The organism is Jeotgalicoccus sp. ATCC 8456 (assembly GCF_016313225.1).
Taxonomy (GTDB): Bacteria; Bacillota; Bacilli; order Staphylococcales; family Salinicoccaceae; genus Jeotgalicoccus; species Jeotgalicoccus marinus.
This window is the reverse complement of the sequence record NZ_CP066224.1, coordinates 1694217-1719498: the sequence shown is the minus strand read 5'-3', so window position 1 is coordinate 1719498 and position 25282 is coordinate 1694217. Positions and strand designations below refer to the sequence as shown.

The 25282-nt window shown below is 39.7% G+C and carries 20 protein-coding genes and 1 other annotated feature (1 of these 21 running past the window's edge); of the genes, 3 read left to right on the top strand and 17 right to left on the bottom strand.

What is annotated here, in order from left to right; translation table 11 throughout:
• Positions 1-29 precede the first annotated feature (29 nt).
• From JEM45_RS08880 to JEM45_RS08845, 8 genes are all read right to left on the bottom strand, one after another.
• Positions 30-395 carry a cytochrome C oxidase subunit IV family protein gene (locus JEM45_RS08880; RefSeq protein WP_026866129.1) on the bottom strand — a complete coding sequence of 122 codons (366 nt, stop codon included), beginning with the start codon at positions 393-395 and terminating at the stop codon, positions 30-32.
• Positions 396-1001, bottom strand: coding sequence for a cytochrome aa3 quinol oxidase subunit III (gene qoxC, locus JEM45_RS08875; protein ID WP_198687318.1), 606 nt, complete (start codon positions 999-1001; stop codon positions 396-398).
• On the bottom strand, positions 994-2940 hold the full coding sequence (gene qoxB / locus JEM45_RS08870) for a cytochrome aa3 quinol oxidase subunit I (protein ID WP_026866131.1): 1947 nt from the start codon (positions 2938-2940) through the stop codon (positions 994-996). Before qoxB ends, qoxC begins: the two co-directional genes overlap by 8 nt.
• Before the next feature lie 18 nt (positions 2941-2958).
• Positions 2959-3903 (bottom strand): cytochrome aa3 quinol oxidase subunit II, encoded by a 945-nt coding sequence (gene qoxA / locus JEM45_RS08865; protein WP_026866132.1) that lies wholly within the window; start codon positions 3901-3903, stop codon positions 2959-2961.
• Positions 3904-4060: 157 nt separating this feature from the next.
• The gene (gene tadA, locus JEM45_RS08860) at positions 4061-4552 is read right to left on the bottom strand and encodes a tRNA adenosine(34) deaminase TadA (RefSeq protein WP_198687317.1); all 492 of its coding nucleotides are present in this window, start codon (positions 4550-4552) and stop codon (positions 4061-4063) included.
• Positions 4545-5246: an HAD family hydrolase gene (locus JEM45_RS08855; RefSeq protein WP_026866134.1), complete on the bottom strand. Its 702-nt coding sequence runs from the start codon at positions 5244-5246 to the stop codon at positions 4545-4547. The genes tadA and JEM45_RS08855 overlap by 8 nt, the downstream gene beginning before the upstream one ends.
• Positions 5247-5289: 43 nt before the next feature.
• Positions 5290-6234: an NAD-dependent epimerase/dehydratase family protein gene (locus tag JEM45_RS08850; protein WP_198687316.1), complete on the bottom strand. Its 945-nt coding sequence runs from the start codon at positions 6232-6234 to the stop codon at positions 5290-5292.
• A 29-nt stretch (positions 6235-6263) separates the two neighbouring features.
• Complete coding sequence (locus JEM45_RS08845) at positions 6264-7454, bottom strand: glycine C-acetyltransferase (protein ID WP_198687315.1); 1191 nt, start codon at positions 7452-7454, stop codon at positions 6264-6266.
• Positions 7455-7620: 166 nt separating this feature from the next.
• On the opposite strand from JEM45_RS08845, the gene JEM45_RS08840 reads away from it, so the two are divergent.
• The 3 genes from JEM45_RS08840 to JEM45_RS08830 are packed head-to-tail and all read left to right on the top strand — an operon-like array spanning position 7621 to position 11158.
• Positions 7621-8808: an amidohydrolase gene (locus tag JEM45_RS08840; RefSeq protein WP_198687314.1), complete on the top strand. Its 1188-nt coding sequence runs from the start codon at positions 7621-7623 to the stop codon at positions 8806-8808.
• The gene (locus tag JEM45_RS08835; protein ID WP_198687313.1) at positions 8799-9986 is read left to right on the top strand and encodes a M20 metallopeptidase family protein; all 1188 of its coding nucleotides are present in this window, start codon (positions 8799-8801) and stop codon (positions 9984-9986) included. Before JEM45_RS08840 ends, JEM45_RS08835 begins: the two co-directional genes overlap by 10 nt.
• Complete coding sequence (locus tag JEM45_RS08830; protein WP_166627018.1) at positions 9986-11158, top strand: M20 metallopeptidase family protein; 1173 nt, start codon at positions 9986-9988, stop codon at positions 11156-11158. Before JEM45_RS08835 ends, JEM45_RS08830 begins: the two co-directional genes overlap by 1 nt.
• A gap of 168 nt (positions 11159-11326) precedes the next feature.
• On the opposite strand, the gene tuf is transcribed toward JEM45_RS08830, so the two are convergent.
• The 9 genes from tuf to rplJ form a co-directional block, all read right to left on the bottom strand.
• Positions 11327-12514 (bottom strand): elongation factor Tu, encoded by a 1188-nt coding sequence (gene tuf, locus JEM45_RS08825; RefSeq protein ID WP_026866140.1) that lies wholly within the window; start codon positions 12512-12514, stop codon positions 11327-11329.
• Between the two features lie 125 nt (positions 12515-12639).
• Positions 12640-14721 (bottom strand): elongation factor G, encoded by a 2082-nt coding sequence (gene fusA / locus JEM45_RS08820; protein ID WP_026866141.1) that lies wholly within the window; start codon positions 14719-14721, stop codon positions 12640-12642.
• Positions 14722-14780: 59 nt separating this feature from the next.
• Positions 14781-15251 (bottom strand): 30S ribosomal protein S7, encoded by a 471-nt coding sequence (rpsG, locus tag JEM45_RS08815; RefSeq protein ID WP_026866142.1) that lies wholly within the window; start codon positions 15249-15251, stop codon positions 14781-14783.
• A 65-nt stretch (positions 15252-15316) separates the two neighbouring features.
• Positions 15317-15739 (bottom strand): 30S ribosomal protein S12, encoded by a 423-nt coding sequence (gene rpsL / locus JEM45_RS08810; protein WP_026866143.1) that lies wholly within the window; start codon positions 15737-15739, stop codon positions 15317-15319.
• Positions 15740-16105: 366 nt separating this feature from the next.
• Positions 16106-19726, bottom strand: coding sequence for a DNA-directed RNA polymerase subunit beta' (gene rpoC / locus JEM45_RS08805; protein ID WP_198687312.1), 3621 nt, complete (start codon positions 19724-19726; stop codon positions 16106-16108).
• A 41-nt stretch (positions 19727-19767) separates the two neighbouring features.
• Positions 19768-23310 carry a DNA-directed RNA polymerase subunit beta gene (rpoB, locus tag JEM45_RS08800; RefSeq protein ID WP_198687311.1) on the bottom strand — a complete coding sequence of 1181 codons (3543 nt, stop codon included), beginning with the start codon at positions 23308-23310 and terminating at the stop codon, positions 19768-19770.
• A gap of 239 nt (positions 23311-23549) precedes the next feature.
• Positions 23550-24137: a class I SAM-dependent methyltransferase gene (locus JEM45_RS08795; protein WP_198687310.1), complete on the bottom strand. Its 588-nt coding sequence runs from the start codon at positions 24135-24137 to the stop codon at positions 23550-23552.
• A gap of 77 nt (positions 24138-24214) precedes the next feature.
• The gene (gene rplL / locus JEM45_RS08790) at positions 24215-24580 is read right to left on the bottom strand and encodes a 50S ribosomal protein L7/L12 (RefSeq protein ID WP_026866147.1); all 366 of its coding nucleotides are present in this window, start codon (positions 24578-24580) and stop codon (positions 24215-24217) included.
• 40 nt (positions 24581-24620) lie between these two features.
• Positions 24621-25127, bottom strand: coding sequence for a 50S ribosomal protein L10 (gene rplJ, locus JEM45_RS08785; protein ID WP_026866148.1), 507 nt, complete (start codon positions 25125-25127; stop codon positions 24621-24623).
• 27 nt (positions 25128-25154) lie between these two features.
• Positions 25155-25282, bottom strand: a sequence feature (ribosomal protein L10 leader region) (it continues 17 nt past the right edge of the window).

Sequence of the window (25282 nt, the reverse complement as noted above, 5' to 3'; positions counted from 1 at the left end):
TTTCAGGTCAGTGCGGATTCTTATTGTATTTAATGAGAATCATCTGCTTCTTCGGATTGCATATCATGTTGTTCGTGTGAACCGTCTCCGTGATTATGGCTAAATCCAAAGGACATCGTAAAGATAGAACCTGCAACAATAATTGCCGCCAATATGAAGGCGTGGAAGATCATATGCCACGGTGCATGAGTGGTTCCGCGCTCTGTAATATGCATGAACATAAATAACTGTATAAAGGCTTGAATGACTGCAAGTGCTAGAACTGAAATAACAATCCACATCACTGGCATATCTGATGAGAGTGCAGTCCAGGCAGCTAATATAGTCAGTAACACTGATAATACAAAACCAATTATATGATTTATAGGATATTTCTTTTTGTTATTCTCACTCATCTACAACACCATCCCTAGCATATAGACTGCAGAAAAGATGAAGATCCAAACCACATCTAAGAAGTGCCAATATAGACTTAGAACAAAGGCCTTCCTAGTTGTAACAGGCGTCAAGCCACGTTTTCTGAGTTGAATAATTAATGCTACCATCCAACCAATCCCTAGGAGTACGTGCAAACCATGTGTACCTGTTAAGGTGAAGAAGACTGACCAATAAGCACTAGATTGTAGTGTCACACCTTCATGTACATAGTGCACGAATTCATATATTTCTAAGCCTAGGAATGATAAGCCTAGTAGTAAAGTTACTGCTAACATACTAATAAGCCCTTTTAATGACTGCTCTCTCATAAAGTGAACTGCCAAGCCACATGTGAAACTACTTGTCAGTAGTAAAAAGGTCATAATGAGGACGATGTTTGGTTGAAACATCTCCGCTGTAGTCGGGGCATCAGCTGTACGTCCCATTAAGACAGCATGAGTGGCAAACAAGGTTCCAAACAATGACATCTCAGCAGCTAAAAATAGCCAGAACCCAATTATTTTATTCTGTCCTTCTTCAGTACTATATTCCATTGAGACATCAGTTCGAATATCTTCACTCATTTTCAGCCCCCCTTAACTCGCGTTCTATACTTTCTATTTCATCAACTTCAAAGTGATAGCCATCTCTATAATCAAATGATCTCATTATCATCATTACGATTGTAGCGATGAGCCCAATGACCGCTAGCGTAATCCATTCAAAGACTAGGAAGAAACTTGCAAAAAACATTATTGCCGTCATAATAAAAGGCTGTCCAGTATCATTAGGCATGTGTATTCTTGATAATTTACGCTTATCGAAAGTCGTTTCACCTTTCTTTTTCATTTCAATTAAGGCATCAGTAGAATCGACTTCTGGTAGAGTGGCAAAATTATATTTTGGTACTGGTGTTGGTGTTGCCCACTCAAGTGTTCGTCCTACACCCCACACATCTCCGTCTAACTGACGGGTACTCTTGAGGTAGCTGTAGACGATACCGTAAACAAATATTGCGAAGCCAGCACCCATAACAAAGGCACCAATTGTTGAGATGAAATTAAGGGTGAACCATTCTGGACCTGCCGTAAATAACCTTCTTGCCATTCCATCTAGCCCTAGGAAATATTGTGGGAAGAAGGTGACGTGGAAGCCAATTAAGAATAACCAGAATGCCCATTTATTTATTCTTTCATTTAACTGGTACCCAAACATCTTAGGGAACCAGAATATTAGACCTGCAAAACTTGCAAATACAGTACCTGGAATAAGTACATAGTGGAAGTGAGATACGAGGAAATACGTGTTATGGAACTGATAATCAGCAGCTGCCATTCCTAACATAACACCCGTTACACCACCAATTGTAAAACTTGGTACAAAGGCTAATGACCATAGCATAGGTGTCGTAAATAAAATCTTAGATTTATAGATTGTCGCCAACCAGTTAAAGATCTTCACACCTGTCGGTATGGCAATTGCCATTGTTGTAATAGAAAAGATTGAGTTAACAAAGGCGCCAGCACCCATTGTAAAGAAGTGGTGCACCCAAACAACAAAGCTCAGACCTGCTATACCAATAATTGCCCATACCATTGTTTTGTACCCAAATAATTGCTTTTGAGCAAAGGTCGCAATTATTTCAGAGAAAATACCAAAGGCTGGTAAAATTACGATATAAACTTCAGGGTGTCCCCACATCCAAAACAGGTTCGCCCACATCATCGGCATACCTTCACCTGTCAATGCAAAGAAGTGAGAGCCAAAAATACGATCAATCGTCATCAATGCCAATGCCACTGTTAAAATTGGAAAGGCAAAAATGATAATAAATGATGTAATTAACGTGGACCAAGTGAATATTGGCATCTGAAACATTTTCATTCCCGGTGCACGCATTCTCAATATCGTCACCATTAAATTAATTCCTGTTGCTAAAGTTCCGATACCTGATAATTGTAATCCTAATAGGTAAAAGTTAATTCCCGGACCAGGACTTAATTCTGCACCTGCTAGTGGTGCGTAATTGGTCCATCCCGCATCTGGTGAACCACCAATAACAAAAGATAAGTTAAATAGTAAAGCACCAAAGAAGGTAGACCATAAACTCACAGCATTTACATAAGGAAATGCAAAGTCACGTGCACCGATTTGTAATGGTACGATATAGTTCATTAAACCAATTAAAAACGGCATTGCAACAAAAAATATCATGATTGTTCCGTGCGTCGTAAACACTTCATTATAATGTTGTGAATTTAAAAAGTTCATATTTGGGAATGCGAGCTGAATACGCATCATTAACGCGTCAACACCCGCTCTAAAGAACATCGCTAAGGCGATGAGAATGTACATAATACCAATCTTTTTGTGGTCGACTGTAACTAACCATTCATTCCATAGCCATTTCCATTTTTTAAAGTAGGTCAAAACAAAAATGATCGTAGCTGAAACTAATACAATCGAAACCATCCCTATATAAACTAAGGGCTCTCCGGTTACAAAAAATTCATCCAATTGCATATACTTGACCTTCCTTCATCATTCTGAAATTTCATTTGGTTTAAATTCTGGTTGATTGTATAAATCTAAACCTTTTTCATACTTTTCTTCATGTCTTTCGACGGAATAATCTCTGAATTCATTCTTTCCATGATTGACCCAATCCAGATGCGTAGATGAAAATGTTTTTTTGTCAACTATACTCGGTGCTAATATCTCATCGTACTTCTCTTGAGTTAATTCAGGTTCATTTTGCTGTACGTCTGTGACCCAGCTGTCAAATTCATCATGTTTGACGGCATTCACTTCGAACGTTTGTGCAGCAAAGCCTTCACCTGTAAAGTTTGAATTTCTACCTAGGAAGGTCCCTTCTTCATCTGCTTGCAGATAAAGTACGTTTTCCATACCTGCCATCGTATACTTTTGCCCACCTAAACGAGGTATCCATAGGGATGCCATTGAATCTGCAGAAGATAATCTAAATTCTACTGCTCGGTCTGTTGGGATATTTAAATAGTTAACAGTCTCCACCCCTTCTTCAGGGTAACTAAATATCCACTTCCAGTCCGCAGATGTTGCATATACAACGAGTGGCTCTTGATCACTTGAAGATTCTGGTGGTTCCTCAAGTTGAAAGAGCAAATTAATAGTCGGTATGGATAAGGCAGTGACAATAAGAATCGGTATTGTAAACCAAACGATCTCTAGTTTCATATTGCCATGCATTTCTGGTTTATAATCTGATGGCTTTCTGCCTTTACGATTGGCTCTATACTTGATAACAAAAACAGTAAAAATAGTAAAAACAACAACAATAATACCAGCCATAAAGTATAAAGAGTAATAAATTAAATCTCGCTGACTCTCAGCAACTGGACCAGCAGGATCAAATACCTCTAAATTACTACATCCAGATAGGATTAGAGCAAACATAACCATGCTCAATATAGAACTTATTTTGTACATTCTTTTCTTTCTCTTCATTGTTCACACTCCATATGTGATTTACAAATAAATATAAGAGACTCACACGCATTATATTATCTATTTGTTTCGCCCATAAACCTATTTTGTCGAATTCTCATAGAATGTTGACTGAATCGTAATATTTCTGCCACTTTCACAAAAAAACCTCGACTGTTCATAAATCTGTCGAGGATGTTTCATCAATCTTTTGTTGTTTCTTCTTTGTTCTTAAATTTTTAAAAAAATTTCTAAGTAATGCTGCACAGTCCTCAGCCATTATTCCGCTGATGACATTTGCACGATGATTGAACCTTGGTTCATCCAATAAATGCATTAAACTATCTACAGTACCGCCTTTAGGGTCCGGCGCCCCGTAGACAACCTGAGGTACTCTAGACATAATAATGGCGCCGGAGCACATTACACAGGGCTCTAGAGTAACGTACAATGTACATTCTTCTAATCGAAATGACCCAAGAACTCTAGCCGCTTCTTGGATCACTAACAACTCAGCATGTGTCACTGGGTTTTGACTCGTTTCTCTTAGGTTATGCGCTCTCGCAATTATCTCATCATTCTTAACTACGACAGCCCCAATTGGCACCTCTTCCAAGGCTTCTGCCTTATGTGCTTCTTTTATTGCTTCAGCCATGTAGATCTCATGCATCGAGAATAAAATCTCCTTCTTGATTAAATAAGTCCTTCACACTATCAATAATCATATTGGCACCATTTAAATGGCTTTCTGAGCTCGTCCCACTTAAGACACCAATCGTATATAAGTCTTCTTCATAACCAAGCATTGTATCCGCATGATTGTCACCAATCATCACAAGCTCTTTAACTTTATACTGGTGCTTATCCAGGAAGGGTTTAATGAACCTAAGATCAGGCTTGTGGAAATCATTATCATCTCCACAAATAATATCGAAGATGTATGGTTCGAGATTAAACTTCTCTATAAATCGAAGTGTGGAATCTCTACTATCACTTGTGACAATGACATTTTTAAAACCAAGTTTTTGACCTTTTTTAAGAGCATCTAGTGCACCGTCAATCAATACCATCTCGTCTCGAAGCATATCGAGATTTGATTCATAGAAGTCTTTTGCCCATTTCGCTCCACCATTACGGTAAGACTCAAATACTTTGTGAATATCTCGACCTGTACCTTGAGCAATAGTAGAATTCGCCTGTATTTCACCATTAACATATCCTAAATCTTCAGCGACTTCTTCTTTTATATCTTCTGCATCAAAGTCCTTAGCGAATACATCTATACATTTCTTAGCATATGGTGTCCACAACTTCTGAAAATTGAGCAAGGTCCCGTCCTTGTCATATAATATTACTCGACTCATCGTCATCCTCCATGACTAGGTAGGACCTTCTCTAGGAAGCTACCTATATTTTTTTCTTAATTGCTTCAATCATAGTGTCCGTCATTTTATCAATATCGAATTTAGCATCAAAGCCCCACTGACGCTTCGCCTCAGATGAATCGATACTATTTGGCCAACTTTCTGCAATACCTTGTCTCACTGGATCGACATCATAGCTTAATTCAAAGTCTGGGTAGTGGCGACGAATAGACTCAGCAAGTATTTCTGGATCAAAGCTTAGTTTTGAGACATTGAAAGCATTTCTATCTTCAAGCTTATCAGCATCTGCTTCCATAAGGTCAATAATTGCTTGAATCGCATCATCCATGTACATCATATCCATAAATGTACCTTTGTCGATAAACGATGTATACTTACCATTTTTTACTGCTTCAAAATAAATTTCAACAGCATAATCTGTTGTCCCACCTCCTGGCTCTCTCACATGTGAGATTAGACCAGGGAAGCGTACACCTCTAGTATCTACACCAAATTTTTCATAGTAATAGTCACATAGAAGCTCTCCAGATACCTTGTTTACACCATACATCGTCACTGGACGTTGGATTGTTGTTTGTGGTGTTTGATCTTTTGGTGTTGAAGGTCCAAATGAACCAATAGAACTTGGTGTAAAGAATTGTAAGTTTAAATTACGTGCAACTTCAAGTGCATTCACTAAGCCGCCCATGTTAATTTCCCAAGCTAGATGTGGATTTTTCTCACATGTCGCACTTAATAATGCAGCAAGATGCATTATTGTGTCCGCTTTAAACTCACGTGCAATTCTTTCCATCTCTTCATAGTTTGTAACATCCAAAGTTTCAAATGGTTTACCTTCAAGCGGTGAATCTACAGGTTCTTTAATATCTGTTGCTAAGACATTGTCCTCACCGTAAATTTCTCTTAACTTAACGGTTAATTCCGTTCCAATTTGTCCTAGTGCACCAGTTAGTATAATACGTTTCATTGCCTTTTCCCCTTAAATATTGAAGATTTTCAGTTAATAATTCCGAGTTCTTTACCGACCTTAGCGTATATTTCTAAAGCTCTGTCTAGCATTTCTTTAGTATGTGCTGCAGTAGGCATATTTCTCACGCGTCCTGTCCCTTTTGGCACTGTTGGGAAGACGATTGATTTAGCATAGACGCCTTCTTCTTTTAGACGCTTAGAGAATTCTTGAGCTTTCTTCTCGTCACCAATAATACATGGTGTGATTGGTGTTTCTGAGTCTCCGATATCAAAGCCAAGATCTTTAAGTCCTGCTTTTAAGTAGTCCCCATTTTCCCAAAGTTTGTCATGTAGTTCAGTTGAAGCCATTAGCATTTTAACAGCCTCAGTGATTGCTTTAGTATCTCCTGGAGTTAAAGAAGTTGAGAATAAGAATGGGCGTGCAGCAACTTTTAAGTAGTCAATTAAGTCTTGTGAGCCTGCAACATAACCACCGACAACACCAATTGCTTTAGATAATGTCCCCATCTGTAAATCAATTTCTTTTTCTAGACCAAAGTGTTTTACTGTTCCTGCACCTTTGCCCATTACACCAGAGCCATGTGCATCATCCACATAAGTAATAAGGTCAAACTCTTTAGCAATCTCTACGATTTCAGGTAATTTTGCAACGTCACCATCCATAGAAAAGACGCCATCAGTAATGTACATTACTTTTTTGTAAAGGCCTGATTCTACGGCTTTCTTAGCTTTTCTTCTTAAATCATCCATATCCGAGTGATTAACACGAATGATTTTCGCGCGTGATAAACGACACCCATCAATGATAGAAGCGTGGTTAAGCTCATCTGATAGAATTGCATCCTCTTTATTCATTACCGCTTGAATTGCTGCCATATTACAGTTAAAACCAGATTGGAAGGCTACAGCCGCTTCTGTACCTTTAAATTCTGCTAATGTGTTCTCTAGTTCTACGTGTAAATCTAACGTACCGTTAATTGTCCGTACCGCACCTGCACCAACACCGTGAGACTGAACTGCAGATATTGCTGCTTCCTTCAATTTCTCTTCTGTCGCTAAACCTAAGTAGTTGTTAGAAGATAAGTTAACCAGTGTTTGTCCACCGATTTTAATTTCTGGACCATTTGCCCCCTCTACTGTATCGATTACGTTATATAGTCCATTTTCTTTCAAATAGTTCAGGTTATCCTGTAAATACTGTTCTAATTTTTTTGACATATACGTCCCCTCCTTGACTTTTATTTTAGCATATTTAAGCGTTTACCTTTAATGAAAGCCTATTGTTTATATAATGCTAATTTTCTAATATTTTAAGCTATCTTAGTTTAAAAGTATCCAAAGTTTTGATAAGATGAATAGAAAAAAACAATACGGAGGTTGACCCATGAGCATTAAAGAAATAGCGTCCCAGAAACTCCCTGAGATGATTAAGAATCGCAGACATATGCATATGCATCCTGAGGTTTCATTTAAAGAGAAAGAAACTTATCAGTTTATACTAAATCATCTACAGCAGTACCCTGAACTTAAAATTCGTGAGAATGTGGGCACCAATGAACAAAATGAAGGTAGAGGTATCGTTGCCTCCATTGGTGAAGGTCATCCTCACATTGCGGTACGTGCAGATTTTGATGCATTGCCAATCGAAGATCAAAAAGACGTCCCATATAAATCTCAAAATCCAGGTGTTATGCATGCCTGTGGTCACGATGGACACACATCGACCTTACTCGCATTGGTCGATACAGTTGTACTGAATAAGGCAAATTTAAAGGGGACTGTGTCCTTTATCTTCCAATACGGCGAGGAAGAACAACCTGGTGGTGCCATGGCTATGACCAATGATGGTGCCTTAGAAGGTGTAGATAAAGTATACGGCCAACACTACTGGAGTCAATTTGATACCAATGAAATTCAAACACGTCCAGGTGCCTTAATTGCCAGTCCAGATGGATTCTACATCACTATTAAAGGTTCTGGTGGTCACGCTGCTTATCCAGATACGACTGTGGATCCAATTGTGGTTGCTGCTGAACTCATCACCAATCTCCAAACAGCTGTATCTAGACAAATCTCTGCTATCGACAATGCAGTCGTGACAGTAGGTAGTGTCCAAGGTGGAGATGCTTTTAATGTCATTCCTGATACAGTACGTGTCATCGGAACGGTGAGAACGTTTAAACAAGAAGTAAAAGAAAAAATATATGAGATTTTTAAAGCTGAAGTCGAGCATACGACCAAAAAACGCGGGGCAACCTATAACATGGACTACGTATTCGGTTACCCAGCAGTCATTAATCATGAGGAAGAAGCTAAAGTTATCGAAGCTGCAGCAAAATCACTCGATTTACCGTATAAAGAAGCAGATCCATTAATGATTGGTGAAGATTTCTCTTATTATATTTTGGAAAAACCAGGTGCCTTCTTCTACACAGGTACGGGAAACATCGACAAAGACTCTCGTCATGCCCACCACACAGATATGTTCGATTTAGATGAAGATGGTTTAGAAAGTGCGCTGATGATGTTCATGAAAATTCTTGAATTAGAGTCGGTGATTGAATGGAACTAAAACAAATTGAATCTCAGGTTAAATCGCATTTCAATGAAACGGTAAAAATCCGTCGTCATCTGCATATGTACCCCGAACTGTCCTTTCAAGAAGTCCATACACCGGCCTACATCGTAGAGTATCTAAGAGGACTCGGTATAGAAGTTCAGGAAGGTGTCGGTGGCCGCGGGGTCGTCGGTAAGTTGATTGTCGATGAATCACTACCTACGGTCGCACTTCGGGCAGACTTTGATGCCTTACCAATTCAAGACTTAAAGGACACACCATACAAGTCCACTGTTCCAGGTGTTATGCACGCCTGTGGGCATGATGCACATACTGCCATTGTCTTAACGGCCGCAAGGATTTTAAGCAGTATGAAAGATCAATTAAAAGGCAATATTGTCTTCATACACCAACATGCGGAAGAAGTAGATCCTGGTGGTGCCATTCAAATGATTGCTGATGGCTGTCTTGAAAACGTGGATGCAATATTCGGAACACATGTTACTACGTCTCTTGATGTTGGAAAGGTCGACTACAAATATGGTACAGCAACAGGCATGCCCGATGACTTCACCATTAAACTCAAAGGTCTGGGCGGGCATGCGTCCCGTCCACATAATGCAATTGATCCAGTAGCTGCCGGCATCTCACTCTGCAACCAACTTCAATATGCAGTCACAAGAAAATCCAATGCAATGGATTCAGTTGTTTTATCGATTACAATGTTTAATGCTGGCAGTCAACACAATATCATCCCAGATGAAGTCACAATTGGTGGAACAATTCGTACCTTCAACCATGACATGCAGGATTTAATGATTACTGAGTTGAATAACACTTTGGAAGGACTCGTTAGAACTACGGGGGTTTCATATGATTTGGACTATATGAGAGGCTATCCACCAGTCGTTAATGATGATGAAATGACTGATATAGTCGTTAAGAGTGCAAATAAAATCAGTACTGTATCTGAAACCATTCGTCTAGAACCAGACCTTGGTGGTGAAGACTTTTCTTACTACCTACAAAAAGTTCCAGGTACATTTTTCTATACGGGTGTTAAAAACTCTAGTTTTAAGGCAGACTTCCCTCACCATCATGGCCACTTCGATATCGATGAAAAAGGGATGATGAATGCAGTCAGTGTCATGCTTGAATCTGTATTTACCTATTTTGAAAAGGAGTCACAATAATGGACATTAAAAAAGTCATAGATGATAATTTCGAGTCAATGGTAGAACTTCGTAGATATATGCACCAATATCCAGAAGTATCCTTCCAAGAAGAAAATACTAAAGCATGGATTTACGAACAGATTAAAGATCTTGGCTTAGATATTAGAGAGAATGTTGGGGGTAATGGTATTGTCGCACGTCTTCAAGTAAATGATTCTTACGAAACAGTTGCGATTCGTGCAGATTTTGACGCCCTACCAATACAGGATGAAAAAGATGTACCCTACCGTTCTAAAACGCCTGGTGTCATGCATGCATGTGGGCATGATGCGCACACAGCGATGCTGATTACAATGGCAAAAGTGTTATCAGCGCATAAGGAGGAGTTGCCTGTCAATGTAGTATTCCTTCATCAACATGCTGAGGAGTTACTACCAGGCGGTGCAAAAGCAATGATTGAAGATGGTGCCTTAGAAAATGTTGACTATGTCATTGGCACACATGTTTCTACAAAGTTCCCTGTCGGTACAATTAAATATAACTACGACACGATGTACGCAAATGCAGACTCCTTTAAAATTGTTGTCAATGGACTAGGTGGTCACGGTGCAACCCCACAAGTTACAAAAGATCCAATTATTGCATCAGCATCCCTTATTCAACAGATACAGACTATTGTCTCAAGATCAGTCAGTCCATTGGATTCTGCTGTAGTTTCTATAGGCGCCTATAATGCAGGTTCTGTCTTTAATGTCATACCTGGTAAAGCAGAAATAAAAGGTACTTTCAGAACGTTCACTGAAGAAGTTAGACAAATTGTTGCAGAGAGACTAGAGCAACTATGTATGGGAATCAGCGCAAGTTTTAATGTTCATGCCGACATTGAAATCACATACGGTTACCCTTCATTAAAAAACGATCACGAGCTACTTGATTACGTCATCGATAATGTAAGAGAAGATTCATTTTATGTTAAGGATGTTGAAGAAGTAGGTCCTGCCATGGGAGGAGAAGACTTTTCGTATTTTGCAGAAAATCGACCAGGATGTTACTTCTATACTGGCGTGAGAAATAGTGATAAGAAAGCTGATACACCTCATCACCATCCTCATTTTGATATCGATGAAGATGGAATGAAGACAGGTGTAGAAACTATGTTAAAAGCTGTACTTAACTTTAATAAGAAATAAACACAAAAAAGCTGATACACCTCATCACCATCCTCATTTTGATATCGATGAAGATGGAATGAAGACAGGTGTAGAAACTATGTTAAAAGCTGTACTTAACTTTAATAAGAAATAAACACAAAAAAGCTGAGATCATTTGATCTCAGCTTTTCTTATATCAAAAAATTATTATTTAATGATTTCAGTTACAACGCCTGATCCTACAGTACGTCCACCTTCACGGATTGAGAAACGAGTACCGTCTTCAATAGCGATTGGTGAAATAAGTTCTACTGTCATTTCAACGTTGTCTCCAGGCATAACCATTTCAGTTCCTTCTGGAAGGTTAACTACACCAGTTACGTCAGTTGTACGGAAGTAGAACTGAGGACGGTAGTTAGTGAAGAATGGAGTGTGACGTCCACCTTCGTCTTTTGAAAGAACGTAAACTTCTGCTTTGAAGTTTGTGTGTGGTGTGATTGAACCAGGAGCTGCTAAAACTTGACCACGTTGGATGTCTTCACGTGATACACCACGTAGAAGGGCACCAATGTTGTCACCAGCTTCTGCATAGTCAAGAAGCTTACGGAACATTTCAACACCTGTAACAGTTGTTTTCTTAGACTCTTCAGTGATACCGATAATTTCGATTTCTTCACCGACTTTGATTTGTCCACGCTCAACACGACCAGTTGCAACTGTACCACGACCTGTAATTGAGAATACGTCCTCAACAGGCATCATGAATGGTTTGTCAGAGTCACGTTCTGGAGTTGGAATGTACTCATCAACTGCGTTCATAAGATCAAGAATTTTTTGCTCGTAGTCAGCATCGCCTTCAAGAGCTTTAAGTGCTGAACCAGCGATTACAGGAATGTCATCTCCAGGGAAGTCATACTCAGAAAGTAATTCACGAACTTCCATTTCAACTAATTCTAGTAATTCTTCATCGTCAACCATGTCAACTTTGTTTAAGAATACTACTAATGCCGGAACACCTACGTTACGTGAAAGTAAGATGTGCTCACGAGTTTGAGGCATTGGGCCATCTGCAGCAGATACTACTAAGATACCGCCGTCCATTTGTGCAGCACCAGTGATCATGTTTTTTACATAGTCAGCGTGACCTGGGCAGTCAACGTGTGCATAGTGACGTTTTGCTGTTTCGTATTCGATGTGAGACGTGTTGATTGTGATACCACGCTCTTTTTCTTCTGGTGCGTTATCGATCATGTCGTAACTTTGAGCTACACCGTCACCGTGCTTAGAAAGTACAGTTGCGATTGCTGCTGTTAAAGTTGTTTTACCGTGGTCAACGTGACCAATTGTACCAATGTTGGCATGTGTTTTCGAACGGTCAAATTTTTCTTTAGCCATTGTAAAATACCTCTCCTTATATATAACATTATTTTTTATTTAAAACCCAAGGTGGGGTAACCCACCTTTGGAGTCTTTCTTACAACACTTATAAAGCATTTGCTTAAAAAAATCAAGTATATGAATTAAGCACCAGTGTTTTTCTTGATGATTTCTTCTGATACTGACTTAGGCACTTCTTCATAGTGATCAAATACCATAGTATAAGTACCGCGACCTTGAGTGTTAGAACGTAGTGCAGTCGCATAACCGAACATTTCAGAAAGTGGAACGAATGCGTTAACAACTTGTGCGTTACCACGCGCGTTCATACCTTCAACACGTCCACGACGACTTGTTACGTCACCCATAATGTCTCCTAAGTACTCCTCAGGCATTACGATTTCAACTTTCATCATTGGCTCTAAAAGAACTGGTTTACACACTTTAGCTGCTTCTTTAAGCGCTAATGATGCAGCTACTTTAAAGGCCATCTCAGAAGAGTCGACATCGTGGTAAGATCCATCGTAAAGTCTAGCTTTAACGTCTACTAATGGATAACCAGCAATTACACCGTTTTCCATTGAGTCTACAAGTCCAGCTTCAACAGATGGAATGTATTCACGTGGAACTACCCCACCAACGATTGCGTTTTCGAATTCGAAACCGCCACCTTGTTCGTTTGGAGTGAATTCGATGTGAACATCACCGTATTGACCACGACCACCAGACTGACGTGAGAATTTACCTTGAACCTGTGCAGGCACTGTAAATGTTTCACGGTATGATACCATTGGCGCACCAACGTTACATTCAACTTTGAATTCACGTTTCATACGGTCAACAAGTACGTCTAGGTGAAGCTCACCCATACCACCGATAATAACTTGTCCAGTTTCCTTATCAGTACGTGCTGTGAAAGTCGGGTCCTCTTCTTGTAACTTAACAAGAGCAGTTGTTAACTTGTCTTGGTCACTCTTAGACTTCGGCTCAACCGATAAGTGAATAACCGGCTCAGGGAATTCCATAGATTCAAGTACAATATCAAGTTTCTCTTGTGTAAGCGTATCACCAGTACCAGTATCTTTAAGACCTACTGCAGCTGCGATATCTCCTGAGTAAACAGTTGAGATTTCTTCACGTGAGTTGGCGTGCATCTGTAAGATACGTCCAACACGTTCACGCTTATCTTTAGTAGTGTTCTGTACATAAGAACCAGCGTCTAGTGTACCAGAGTAAACACGGAAGAAAGTTAATTTACCAACGAATGGATCTGTCATAACTTTAAATGCAAGTGCTGCGAATGGTTCTGAATCGTCAGGACGAGCAATGTACTCTTCTTCCTCATCGTCAGTTTTATGACCAACGATTGGTTTAACATCTAATGGTGATGGTAGGTAGTCGATTACTGCATTTAATAGTAATTGAACACCTTTATTTTTAAATGCAGTACCACAAAGTGCAGGGTAGAACTCAACATCACAAGTCGCTTTACGAATTGCTGCTTTAAGCTCATCTACAGATAGGTCTTCTCCACCTAGGTATTTTTCCATGACGTCTTCGTTGACATCTGCTAAACCTTCGATAAGAGATTCTCTAGCTTCTGCTGCTTCATCTGCGAATTCTGCAGGGATTTCTGTAATTTCAATATCAGTACCTAAGTCGTTACTGTATAGGATTGCTTTCATTTCAACAAGGTCAATAATCCCTCTGAAATCATCCTCAGATCCGATTGGTAACTGAATTGGGTGTGCATTCGCTTGTAAACGGTCTTTGATCGTGCCTACTGAATACTGGAAGTCTGCACCGATCTTGTCCATTTTGTTGACGAATACTAGTCTTGGTACGCCGTAAGTTGTCGCTTGGCGCCAAACTGTTTCTGTTTGTGGTTCAACACCTGATTGTGCATCAAGTACTGTTACCGCACTATCGAGTACACGAAGTGAACGTTCAACTTCAACAGTGAAGTCTACGTGTCCAGGAGTATCGATAATGTTTACACGGTGGCCGTCCCACTGAGCTGTAGTTGCAGCAGATGTGATAGTAATACCACGTTCTTGCTCCTGCTCCATCCAGTCCATTTGTGATGCACCTTCGTGCGTTTCACCTAATTTGTGGATACGTCCTGTGTAATAAAGAATACGTTCAGTCGTCGTAGTTTTACCTGCATCGATGTGTGCCATGATACCGATATTACGCGTTTTCTCTAAAGTGAATGGTCTTGCCATGAGTATTCTTTGCTCCTTCCAGGAATGGATTAGATTTATATACTAAAGAACTTAGCATACTACCAACGGTAGTGTGCAAATGCTCTGTTAGCTTCAGCCATTTTATGACTTTCTTCGCGTTTTTTAACTGCTCCACCTGTGTTGTTAGCAGCATCAAGAATTTCGTTAGCTAGTCTCTCTTCCATTGTCTTTTCCCCACGCAGACGTGCGTAGTTCACAAGCCAACGTAAGCTTAGAGTAGTACGGCGTTCTGGACGAACTTCAACCGGTACTTGGTAGTTAGACCCACCAACACGGCGTGCTTTAACTTCAAGAAGTGGCATAATATTTTCAATTGCTTCGTCAAAAACCTCCATTGCATCTTTACCAGAACGTTCTTGTACGATATCGAATGCATTATAAAGAATTTTTTGTGAAGTTCCTCGTTTACCGTCAACCATCATCTTGTTGATGAGTTTAGTCACAAGCTTAGAGTTGTGAATCGGATCCGGTAGAACATCTCTCTTTGGTACAGGACCTTTACGTGGCATAATTATCCTCCTTCCAATTTTTATTTTATCATTATTTATATTTAAAATTCACATCTAAAGCGAGATTATTTCTTCTCTTCTTTAGGTTTTTTAGCACCGTAGTGTGAACGGCTTTGTTTACGCCCTTCAACACCTGAAGTATCTAAAGCACCACGAACGATGTGGTAGCGCACACCAGGTAAGTCTTTTACACGACCTCCACGGATAAGTACAACACTGTGTTCTTGTAGGTTGTGACCAATTCCAGGGATATACGCGTTAACTTCGACGTTATTTGATAATCTTACACGAGCATATTTACGTAATGCAGAGTTTGGTTTCTTAGGTGTCATAGTACCTACACGTGTACAAACACCGCGTTTATGTGGCGCAGCTTCGTTAGTTACACGCTTTTTGAGACTGTTGAAACCTCTGTTTAATGCAGGTGAGTCAGATTTTTGCGTTTTAGTAGTACGTGACTTTCTAATCAACTGATTAATAGTTGGCATCTTTGAATGTCCTCCTCTCGTAACTTAATCCACACATCCAGGTGGTTCATTTTTTGAGTATAAAAAATCTGTAAGATAACAATCTTACAAAAATACACTTTGTCTCCTTTAAAAAAGGCGCATTAGTCCCCTCTTAAAGTAACCTTAACAATAATACCATTTCCAAAAGAAATGTGTCAAGCATTCACAGTGAAAAAGTTAATGCTCTTAGACACATAAAACATAATAACATAGAGCATTATACAAAACTAGTCGAGTTCCAATTTTAATAAAACAAGAACGGAACCTCGACGTTGAGGTTCCGCTCTATATAATCATTTTCATAAGAACTTGACCCATAAGTTCTTACCATCTAACTCTGTAGAATTAGTCTTCAGTTAAGACGAAATCTTCTTCAGCGATAGTTTCATCAGCTACTGAAATATCAACATCTTTATAATTTGTCATACCTGTACCTGCAGGGATCAGCTTACCGATAATGACGTTCTCTTTAAGCCCGAGAAGATCATCTCGCTTACCTTTAATTGCTGCATCTGTAAGTACACGAGTTGTTTCTTGGAAGCTGGCAGCTGATAAGAAGCTTTCAGTTTCAAGAGACGCTTTCGTGATTCCGAGTAATACAGGTTTTGCAGTGGCAGGACGTTTTCTTTGTTTAAAGATTTCCTTGTTCGCATCTGTAAATTGGTGAATTTCCACTAAAGCACCTGGCAATAAGTTAGTATCTCCGGCATCTATGATACGTACTTTACGTAACATTTGACGAACCATAACTTCAACGTGTTTATCGCCAATTTCTACCCCTTGCATGCGGTATACTTTTTGTACTTCTTTCAACAGATACTCTTGAGTTGTATTTAACCCGGCAACTTGAAGTAATGATTTAGGTTCGATTGAACCTTCGTTTAATACGCCACCTGGTTCAACTTTATCTCCAATTTCAACGAGGAGACGTGCTGCACCTGGTACATTGTACGTACGATTTTCGTGTTCACCTTTAACTTTAACTTCTTGTTGACGGTCTTTAACGATTTCAATGTCAGTTACAGTACCGTGAATTTCTGAAATCTGCGCTTGCCCTTTAGGATTACGCGCTTCAAATAATTCTTGGATACGTGGAAGACCTTGTGTAATATCGCTACCTGCTACCCCACCTGTGTGGAATGTACGCATTGTAAGCTGTGTACCAGGCTCACCGATTGATTGAGCAGCAATTGTACCAACTGCTTCCCCAACTTCAACTTTTTCACCTGTAGCAAGGTTCTTACCGTAACAACGTTCACATACACCATGACGCGTGTTACATGTAAATGCTGAGCGGATATATACTTGTTCGATACCACTGTTAACAATTTCTTTAGCGTTATCTTGAGTAATTAATTCATTAACGCCAATGATCACTTCATCAGTTTCTGGGTGTCTAACTGTTTCTTTCGTGTAACGTCCTTCTAGACGGTCAAGTAGTGGTTCGATTAACTCAGTACCTTCCATCAAGGCAGATACATGAAGTCCTTTATCTGTGCCACAATCTTCTTCACGAACAATAACATCTTGAGCAACATCTACAAGACGACGAGTCAGATAACCAGAATCGGCAGTTTTCAGTGCTGTATCGGCAAGACCTTTACGCGCACCGTGTGTAGAGATAAAGTACTCGAGTACTGTAAGTCCCTCACGGAAACTTGATTTGATTGGTAACTCAATGATCTCACCAGATGGGTTGGCCATTAGACCACGCATACCAGCAAGTTGAGTAAAGTTAGATGCGTTACCACGGGCACCTGAGTCACTCATCATGAATATTGGGTTTAGACGGTCAAGTGATGACATCAACTTATCTTGGATAACATCTTTCGCCTTAGTCCAAAGCTCAATAACTGCATTGTAGCGCTCTTCTTCAGTGATAAGACCACGTGAGAATTGCTTTTGAACTTTCTCAACTTTTTCTTCAGTTTCGTCGATGATGACCTGTTTGTCTGGAAGTACCACAATATCAGATACCCCAACTGTAATACCTGCTTTAGCAGAGTACTTGAAGCCTAAGTCTTTCATCAAGTCGAGCATCACTGAAGTTTCAGTAATGTGGAACTTATTAAACACTTCTGCAATAACTTGTCCAAGGAATTTTTTGTTGAACGGATCAACAAGTGGCATTTCTGTAATCTTCTCGATTAAGCCTTCCTCACTTAAGTCACTCGCAGCAATAAAGTACTTATCTGGAGTTTTACGTTCTAAGTTATCCTTAGTCGGTTCATTTATATAAGGGAATGAAGGTGGCATAATCTGGTTAAAGATTACCTTACCAACAGTTGTCATTAAAATTTTACCTTTGTTCTCTTCAGACACTTTCTCTACAGGCATATCCTTAGTATGGATACCAATACGAGTGTGCAGTGAAGTGTAACCATTTTGGTAACTCATAATGACCTCTTCAATGCTCTTGAAGATGTGCCCCTCATTTTTAGTCGCTTCACGTTCTAATGTTAGGTAGTAGTTACCTAGGACCATATCCTGTGAAGGTGTAACGACTGGTTTACCATCTTTCGGGTTAAGAATGTTTTGTGCAGCAAGCATCAACATACGTGCCTCTGCTTGTGCTTCTTTAGAAAGTGGTACGTGTACAGCCATTTGGTCTCCATCAAAGTCAGCGTTATATGCTGTTGTTACTAGTGGGTGAAGGCGAATCGCACGTCCTTCTACTAGTGTCGCTTCGAAGGCTTGGATACCTAAACGGTGAAGTGTCGGTGCACGGTTAAGGAGTACTGGATGTTCTGTGATGACATCTTCAAGTACATCCCAAACTTCATTTTCCATGCGCTCGATTTTACCTTTGGCATTCTTAATGTTAGTTGCAAGCTCACGCTTAACTAGCTCTTTCATTACGAATGGCTTAAATAGCTCAAGTGCCATTTCCTTAGGTAAACCACACTGATACATTTTCAGTCCAGGACCAACTACGATAACCGAACGACCAGAATAGTCGACACGTTTACCAAGTAAGTTCTGACGGAAACGACCTTGCTTACCTTTAAGCATGTGAGATAGTGATTTCAATGGACGGTTACCTGGTCCTGTTACAGGACGGCCACGACGACCATTATCGATTAGAGCATCGACAGCTTCTTGTAACATACGTTTTTCATTTTGCACGATAATTCCAGGTGCTCCTAAATCAAGTAGACGTTTCAAACGATTATTACGGTTGATTACACGACGATAAAGGTCGTTTAAATCACTTGTGGCAAATCGTCCACCATCTAATTGAACCATCGGACGAATTTCCGGTGGAATAATTGGTAGGACATCTAAAATCATCCAAGAAGGATCATTACCAGAGTGGCGGAATGCTTCCACCACTTCTAGCCGTTTGATCGCTCTTGTTAGGCGCTGACCTGTTGCAGTTTCAAGTTCTTTTCTAAGCATCTCTAGTTCAGATCCTAGATCAACTTGTTGTAAGAGTTCCTTGATTGCTTCAGCACCCATTTTAGCAGTGAAAGTATTACCGAACTTATCGTAGTATTCACGGTATTCGCGTTCACTTAGCAGTTGTTTAGGTTCTAGGCCTGTTGGACCTGGTTTAATAACAGTATATGACGCAAAATAAATAATTTCCTCTAAAGAACGCGGAGACATATCAAGTAATAGTCCCATACGTGATGGTATTCCTTTGAAATACCAAATATGAGTAACTGGAGCTGCAAGTTCAATGTGCCCCATTCTTTCACGTCTTACTTTAGCGCGTGTCACTTCTACACCACAACGGTCACATACCATGCCTTTATATCTAACGCGTTTGTATTTACCACAGCTACATTCCCAATCTTTAGTAGGACCAAAGATTTTTTCGCAGAATAAACCATCACGTTCAGGTTTTAATGTTCTATAGTTAATTGTTTCCGGTTTTTTGACCTCACCGAATGACCAAGAACGAATTTTTTCAGGTGATGCTAAACCTATTTTCATATATTTAAATCTGTTTACATCTATCAATGAGCTTTCCTCCCTCAGTTTTCTCGAAGCTCAGAACGTTACTATTCAGTAACATTTTCGTTAGCAGCAGCGTCTGTTTCTTTGACCGGTTGAGCCGGTTGATTCGGAATATCGTCTTCATCAGTATCGCGTAGTTCAATTTCCTCATCGTTTTCATCCATGATGCTTACATCTAAGCCCAGACTTTGAAGTTCTTTCATCAATACTCTGAATGACTCAGGGACACCTGGTTTAGGAAGGTTTTCACCTTTAACGATTGATTCATATGTCTTAACACGTCCGACAGTATCATCAGATTTAACAGTTAAGATCTCTTGGAGTGTATATGCAGCACCGTATGCTTCAAGTGCCCAAACTTCCATCTCACCGAAACGTTGTCCACCAAATTGTGCTTTACCACCAAGTGGTTGTTGTGTAACGAGTGAGTATGGTCCAATACTTCTTGCGTGAAGTTTATCGTCAACCATGTGTGCAAGTTTAAGCATATACATCACACCAACAGAGATACGGTTTTCAAATGGTTCACCTGTACGGCCATCATATAGAACGGTCTTACCATCACGTGCAAGTCCTGCTTCTTCCATTGTTGACCATACATCTTCCTCATTTGCACCATCGAATACTGGTGACGCCATTCTTAAGCCCATCGCACGAGCAGCCATACCAAGATGTAGTTCTAGCACCTGACCGATGTTCATACGTGATGGAACACCGAGTGGGTTAAGCATGATGTCGATTGGCGTGCCGTCTGGTAAGTAAGGCATATCTTCTTCTGGAAGGATTTTTGAAATAACACCTTTGTTACCGTGACGTCCACACATTTTATCCCCTTCAGAAATCTTTCTCTTCTGAACGATATAAACGCGTACAAGTTGGTTAACACCTGGAGATAATTCGTCACCATCTTCACGGTTAAACACTTTAACATCTAGAACAATACCACCAGCACCGTGAGGTACACGTAGAGACGTGTCTCTAACTTCACGCGCTTTCTCCCCGAATATTGCATGTAGTAAACGTTCTTCAGCAGTTAATTCAGTCACACCTTTTGGCGTAACTTTACCAACTAAGATATCTCCATCATTAACTTCCGCACCAATATATACAATACCGCGGTCATCAAGTTTTTTCAGGGCACTGTCTGAAACGTTAGGGATATCTCTCGTAATTTCTTCTGGTCCAAGCTTAGTATCTCTTGATTCCGACTCATATTCTTCAATATGAATTGATGTGTAAACATCTTGTTTAACTAAGCGTTCGCTCATGATTACGGCATCCTCATAGTTATAACCATCCCAAGTCATGAAGCCGACAACAACGTTACGTCCAAGCGCCATCTCACCATTGTCCATCGATGGACCATCTGCTAAGATTTCGCCTTTTGTTACGATATTTCCTTCTTCAACGATTGGTTTTTGGTTGTAACAAGTCCCCGCATTTGAACGAATGAATTTAGACATTCTATAAACGTCTTTTTCAGTTTCTACTTCTTTACCATTCTTCTCTTCGATACGACGAACATGAACTTCTTTTGCTTCAACATGTTCAACGCGTCCTTTGTAACGAGAAACGACCGCAGCACCAGAGTCACGTGCAGATACGTGCTCCATACCTGTACCAATGAATGGTGATTCAGGATTTAATAATGGTACAGCTTGACGTTGCATGTTTGCACCCATCAAGGCACGGTTTGAGTCATCGTTTTCTAGGAACGGAATACAAGCCGTCGCTGCAGAAACAACCTGCTTAGGTGAAACGTCCATGTAGTCCATACGCTCACGGTCCATTTGCGTGTTATTACCACGGAAACGACAAATTACTTCTTCATTAGTGAAGCTACCATCTTCATTTAATGGTGCATTCGCCTGTGCAACAACGTAACTATCTTCTTCGTCTGCTGTTAAGTAGTCGATTTGGTTCGTTACTCTGTTTGTTTCAGGGTCTACTCTTCTATAAGGTGTTTCGATAAAACCAAAGTCGTTCACTCTAGCATAACTTGATAAAGTGTTGATCAAACCAATGTTTGGTCCCTCTGGTGTTTCAATCGGACACATGCGTCCATAGTGAGAATAGTGAACGTCACGCACTTCCATACCAGCACGTTCACGTGTTAAACCACCAGGCCCTAATGCAGATAAACGACGTTTGTGCGTCAACTCTGCAAGTGGGTTTGTTTGGTCCATGAACTGAGATAACTGTGAACTACCAAAGAACTCTTTAATAGATGCAATTACTGGACGGATATTAATTAATTGTTGTGGTGTGACAGTTTCAGTGTCTTGAATAGACATTCTTTCACGAACCACACGTTCCATACGAGAAACCCCAATACGGAATTGGTTTTGTAACAATTCACCAACAGAACGTAAACGACGGTTACCTAAGTGGTCGATATCGTCAGTCTGTCCAACGCCTTCTAATAAGTTAAAGAAGTAACTCATTGAAGACACAATGTCAGATGGTGTAATTGATTTAACTTCAACATCTGGGAATGCGTTACCGATTACCGTCGTCGATGTTTCTTCGTTATTATGAGAACGTACTTTTATTGATTGAACTTCTACAGGCTCATCAAGTAACCCCTGCTCTAAGTGGTAAGTCTTCAAGTTCGCTGTAGATTCTAACTGGTCCATAATCGCATCTAAAGTACGACGATCGATTGTTGAACCTGCCTCTGCAATGATTTCACCTGTTTCGCTATCAACGATTGGCTCAGTGAGCACTTGGTTAAACAAGCGGTGTTTTAGGTGAAGTTTTTTATTCATCTTATAACGACCCACATTCGCTAAATCATAACGTTTTGGATCAAAGAATCTTGAGTATAATAAATTACGTGCGTTTTCCACTGTAGGTGGTTCACCCGGACGTAATCTTTCATATATGTCTAAAAGTGCTTGATCTACTGTTTCTGTCGCGTCTTTCTCTAGCGTATTACGAAGGTATTCGTTGTCGCCAAGAAGGTTGATGATTTCTTCATCTGTTTGAAAGCCTAGGGCACGTAATAATACTGTAATTGGCAATTTACGCGTGCGGTCTATTCTTACGTATACGACATCTTTAGCATCGATTTCATACTCGAGCCAAGCGCCTCGGTTAGGGATGACAGTTGCTCCGAAGTTTAATTTACCGTTCTTGTCAAACTTCTCGGAGAAGTATACAGATGGGCTTCTTACTAATTGTGAAACGATAACACGTTCAGCACCATTTATAATAAAAGTACCTGTATCCGTCATCAACGGGAAATCTCCCATAAATACATCCTGCTCTTTTACTTCGCCGGTTTCTTTGATGACTAAGCGAACTTTAACTCTCAGCGGAGCTGAGTAAGTCGCATCGTGGTCTTTCGCTTCTTCTTCGTTATACTTCGGCTCGCCAAGTTTATAATCGACAAATTGTAAAGACATATTACCAGTAAAATCTTCTACCGGAGAAATATCTTTAAACATTTCGATTAAACCTGTTTCCAGGAACCACTCGTACGATTTCGTCTGAATCTCAATTAAGTTAGGTAGTTCCAACTTCTCTTCGATACGTGCATAACTTCTACGTTGTGCATGTCTTCCATACTGAATCAATTGACTCATCGACAGATTCACCCCTAATAATATTTGCGTAAACTATAATGGCGTTTAAGGCCGCACCCTATTCATTGTAAAGACAAAAAGAAAACGGAATCGTATTCAACCCCATTTTCTATTAAACTGGATACTTTTTTAAACGCTCCATTCAACAAATGTACAGAAAAGTACATACTTATTGATATTAATTTAACATTCTATAAGAATAACACAGACAATTTGTCAAGTCAAATATTCTTTATATTTTATTTAATGCTTTTCAATATATAATACCCTTTATCTTTAACGACAATCTGCACATTACCAAAAGTTGATTGCAAGTATTTCTTATATGATGCCATACCTTGCTTTTTCTGGACAACCATATAGATTGCACCGTCTAAGGTCAAGCGTTCATATGCATCTCTTAAGATTTCTAAGACCACATCTTTCCCCGCTCTAAATGGTGGATTCGTAACATAAAGAGAGGTATCAATATTTGACTCATCAAAGTCATGACGGCTCATCACTTCCACTGAGATTCCCGCTCTTTTGGCATTCTCATCTGCAAGGTCTGCTGCATCCTTATTTACTTCAACCATAATGGGATGCATACCTAATTCACGACCGATTATAATTCCGATCGGACCATAACCTGCGCCCATATCGATAAAACTTCCATCGCCTTGATAAGTGTCAACTACCGTTTTAATAAGTAAGGCACTACCGTAATCAACATTATTTTTAGAAAATACACCGCGGTCAGTTTTAAAGCGGTAAGTATAATCGTTAAAATCGAAGGTTGTTTCACCATACTCATGTGGCGTGTCATCTGTCGTATAATAATGTGACAAATAAATTTCCTCCAATCAGAAAAAAGTCTCCGCTAAACTAAGTTTGCGGAGACTTTTTGCGACAAAAATTATAGATACTATTTAAGTTCTACACCAGCGCCAACTTCTTCAAGTTGAGCTTTAAGTGCTTCAGCGTCTTCTTTAGAAAGACCTTCTTTAACAACTTTAGGTGCGTTGTCAACAAGTTCTTTAGCGTCTTTAAGTCCAAGACCAGTCGCTTCACGAACTACTTTGATTACTTTAATCTTAGATGAACCTGCATCTGTAAGTTCAACGTCAAATTCAGATTTTTCTTCAGCTGCAGCAGCTTCTCCGCCACCTGCTGCTGCTACAGGAGCAGCCGCTGTTACGCCAAATTCTTCTTCAATTGCTTTAACTAAATCGTTTAATTCTAAAACTGTCATTTCTTTAATGCTTTCAATGATTGTTTCAATGTTAGCCATGATTATTTTCCTCCATTTTATAATTGGTTTTTAGCTTAAATTAAGCTTCGTTGTTTTCGTTCTCTTTGTCTTCACCGACTGCTTTAACTGCATAAGCGAAGTTTCGTACTGGTGCTTGTAGCACTGAAAGAAGCATAGAAAGTAGGCCATCTCTTGATGGAAGAGATGCGATAGCTTTTACATCTTCAACAGGTACATAGCTGCCTTCGATGACACCCGCTTTAATCTCTAAAGCTTCGTGTTCTTTAGCAAAGTTGTTAATGATTTTAGCTGGAGCGATAACATCTTCATTAGAGAATGCTAATGCACTTGGTCCAACTAGGAATTCGTTAAGTTCAGAAAGTTCCAATGCATCAGCCGCACGGCGAGTCATTGTGTTTTTGTAAACTTTGAATTCAACACCAGCTTCACGTAATTGTTTACGTAATTCTGTGACTTCTGAAACTGATAAACCACGGTAATCTACAAGAATTGTAGAAACTGAGTTTTTAAGTTGTTCAGTAATCATTTCAACGTGTTGCTGTTTTTGTTCAATGATGTTTGACATGTCGTTACACCTCCATAATTTTTGTCTGGAGCAAATAAAAAAGCACCTTTTACCAGCGGCAAAAAGTGCTCGAATATATGAAAATATAATTCAAGTCGTTTTATTTGCCTCGGCAGGAAAGATATTAAGCTATAAAAGCTCCTGCTGTCTTAGGT

Coding starts and splice junctions, on each gene's coding strand:
- qoxB (WP_026866131.1), bottom strand. CDS start 2,940: ATGCAATTGGATGAATTTTTTGTAACCGGAGAGCCCTTAGTTTATATA.
- qoxC (WP_198687318.1), bottom strand. CDS start 1,001: ATGAGTGAAGATATTCGAACTGATGTCTCAATGGAATATAGTACTGAA.
- fusA (WP_026866141.1), bottom strand. CDS start 14,721: ATGGCAAGACCATTCACTTTAGAGAAAACGCGTAATATCGGTATCATG.
- JEM45_RS08855 (WP_026866134.1), bottom strand. CDS start 5,246: ATGAGTCGAGTAATATTATATGACAAGGACGGGACCTTGCTCAATTTT.
- tuf (WP_026866140.1), bottom strand. CDS start 12,514: ATGGCTAAAGAAAAATTTGACCGTTCGAAAACACATGCCAACATTGGT.
- rplJ (WP_026866148.1), bottom strand. CDS start 25,127: ATGTCAAACATCATTGAACAAAAACAGCAACACGTTGAAATGATTACT.
- JEM45_RS08850 (WP_198687316.1), bottom strand. CDS start 6,234: ATGAAACGTATTATACTAACTGGTGCACTAGGACAAATTGGAACGGAA.
- JEM45_RS08830 (WP_166627018.1), top strand. CDS start 9,986: ATGGACATTAAAAAAGTCATAGATGATAATTTCGAGTCAATGGTAGAA.
- JEM45_RS08845 (WP_198687315.1), bottom strand. CDS start 7,454: ATGTCAAAAAAATTAGAACAGTATTTACAGGATAACCTGAACTATTTG.
- qoxA (WP_026866132.1), bottom strand. CDS start 3,903: ATGAAGAGAAAGAAAAGAATGTACAAAATAAGTTCTATATTGAGCATG.
- JEM45_RS08840 (WP_198687314.1), top strand. CDS start 7,621: ATGAGCATTAAAGAAATAGCGTCCCAGAAACTCCCTGAGATGATTAAG.
- JEM45_RS08880 (WP_026866129.1), bottom strand. CDS start 395: ATGAGTGAGAATAACAAAAAGAAATATCCTATAAATCATATAATTGGT.
- JEM45_RS08835 (WP_198687313.1), top strand. CDS start 8,799: ATGGAACTAAAACAAATTGAATCTCAGGTTAAATCGCATTTCAATGAA.
- rplL (WP_026866147.1), bottom strand. CDS start 24,580: ATGGCTAACATTGAAACAATCATTGAAAGCATTAAAGAAATGACAGTT.
- rpsL (WP_026866143.1), bottom strand. CDS start 15,739: ATGCCAACTATTAATCAGTTGATTAGAAAGTCACGTACTACTAAAACG.
- tadA (WP_198687317.1), bottom strand. CDS start 4,552: ATGCATGAGATCTACATGGCTGAAGCAATAAAAGAAGCACATAAGGCA.
- rpsG (WP_026866142.1), bottom strand. CDS start 15,251: ATGCCACGTAAAGGTCCTGTACCAAAGAGAGATGTTCTACCGGATCCG.
- rpoB (WP_198687311.1), bottom strand. CDS start 23,310: ATGAGTCAATTGATTCAGTATGGAAGACATGCACAACGTAGAAGTTAT.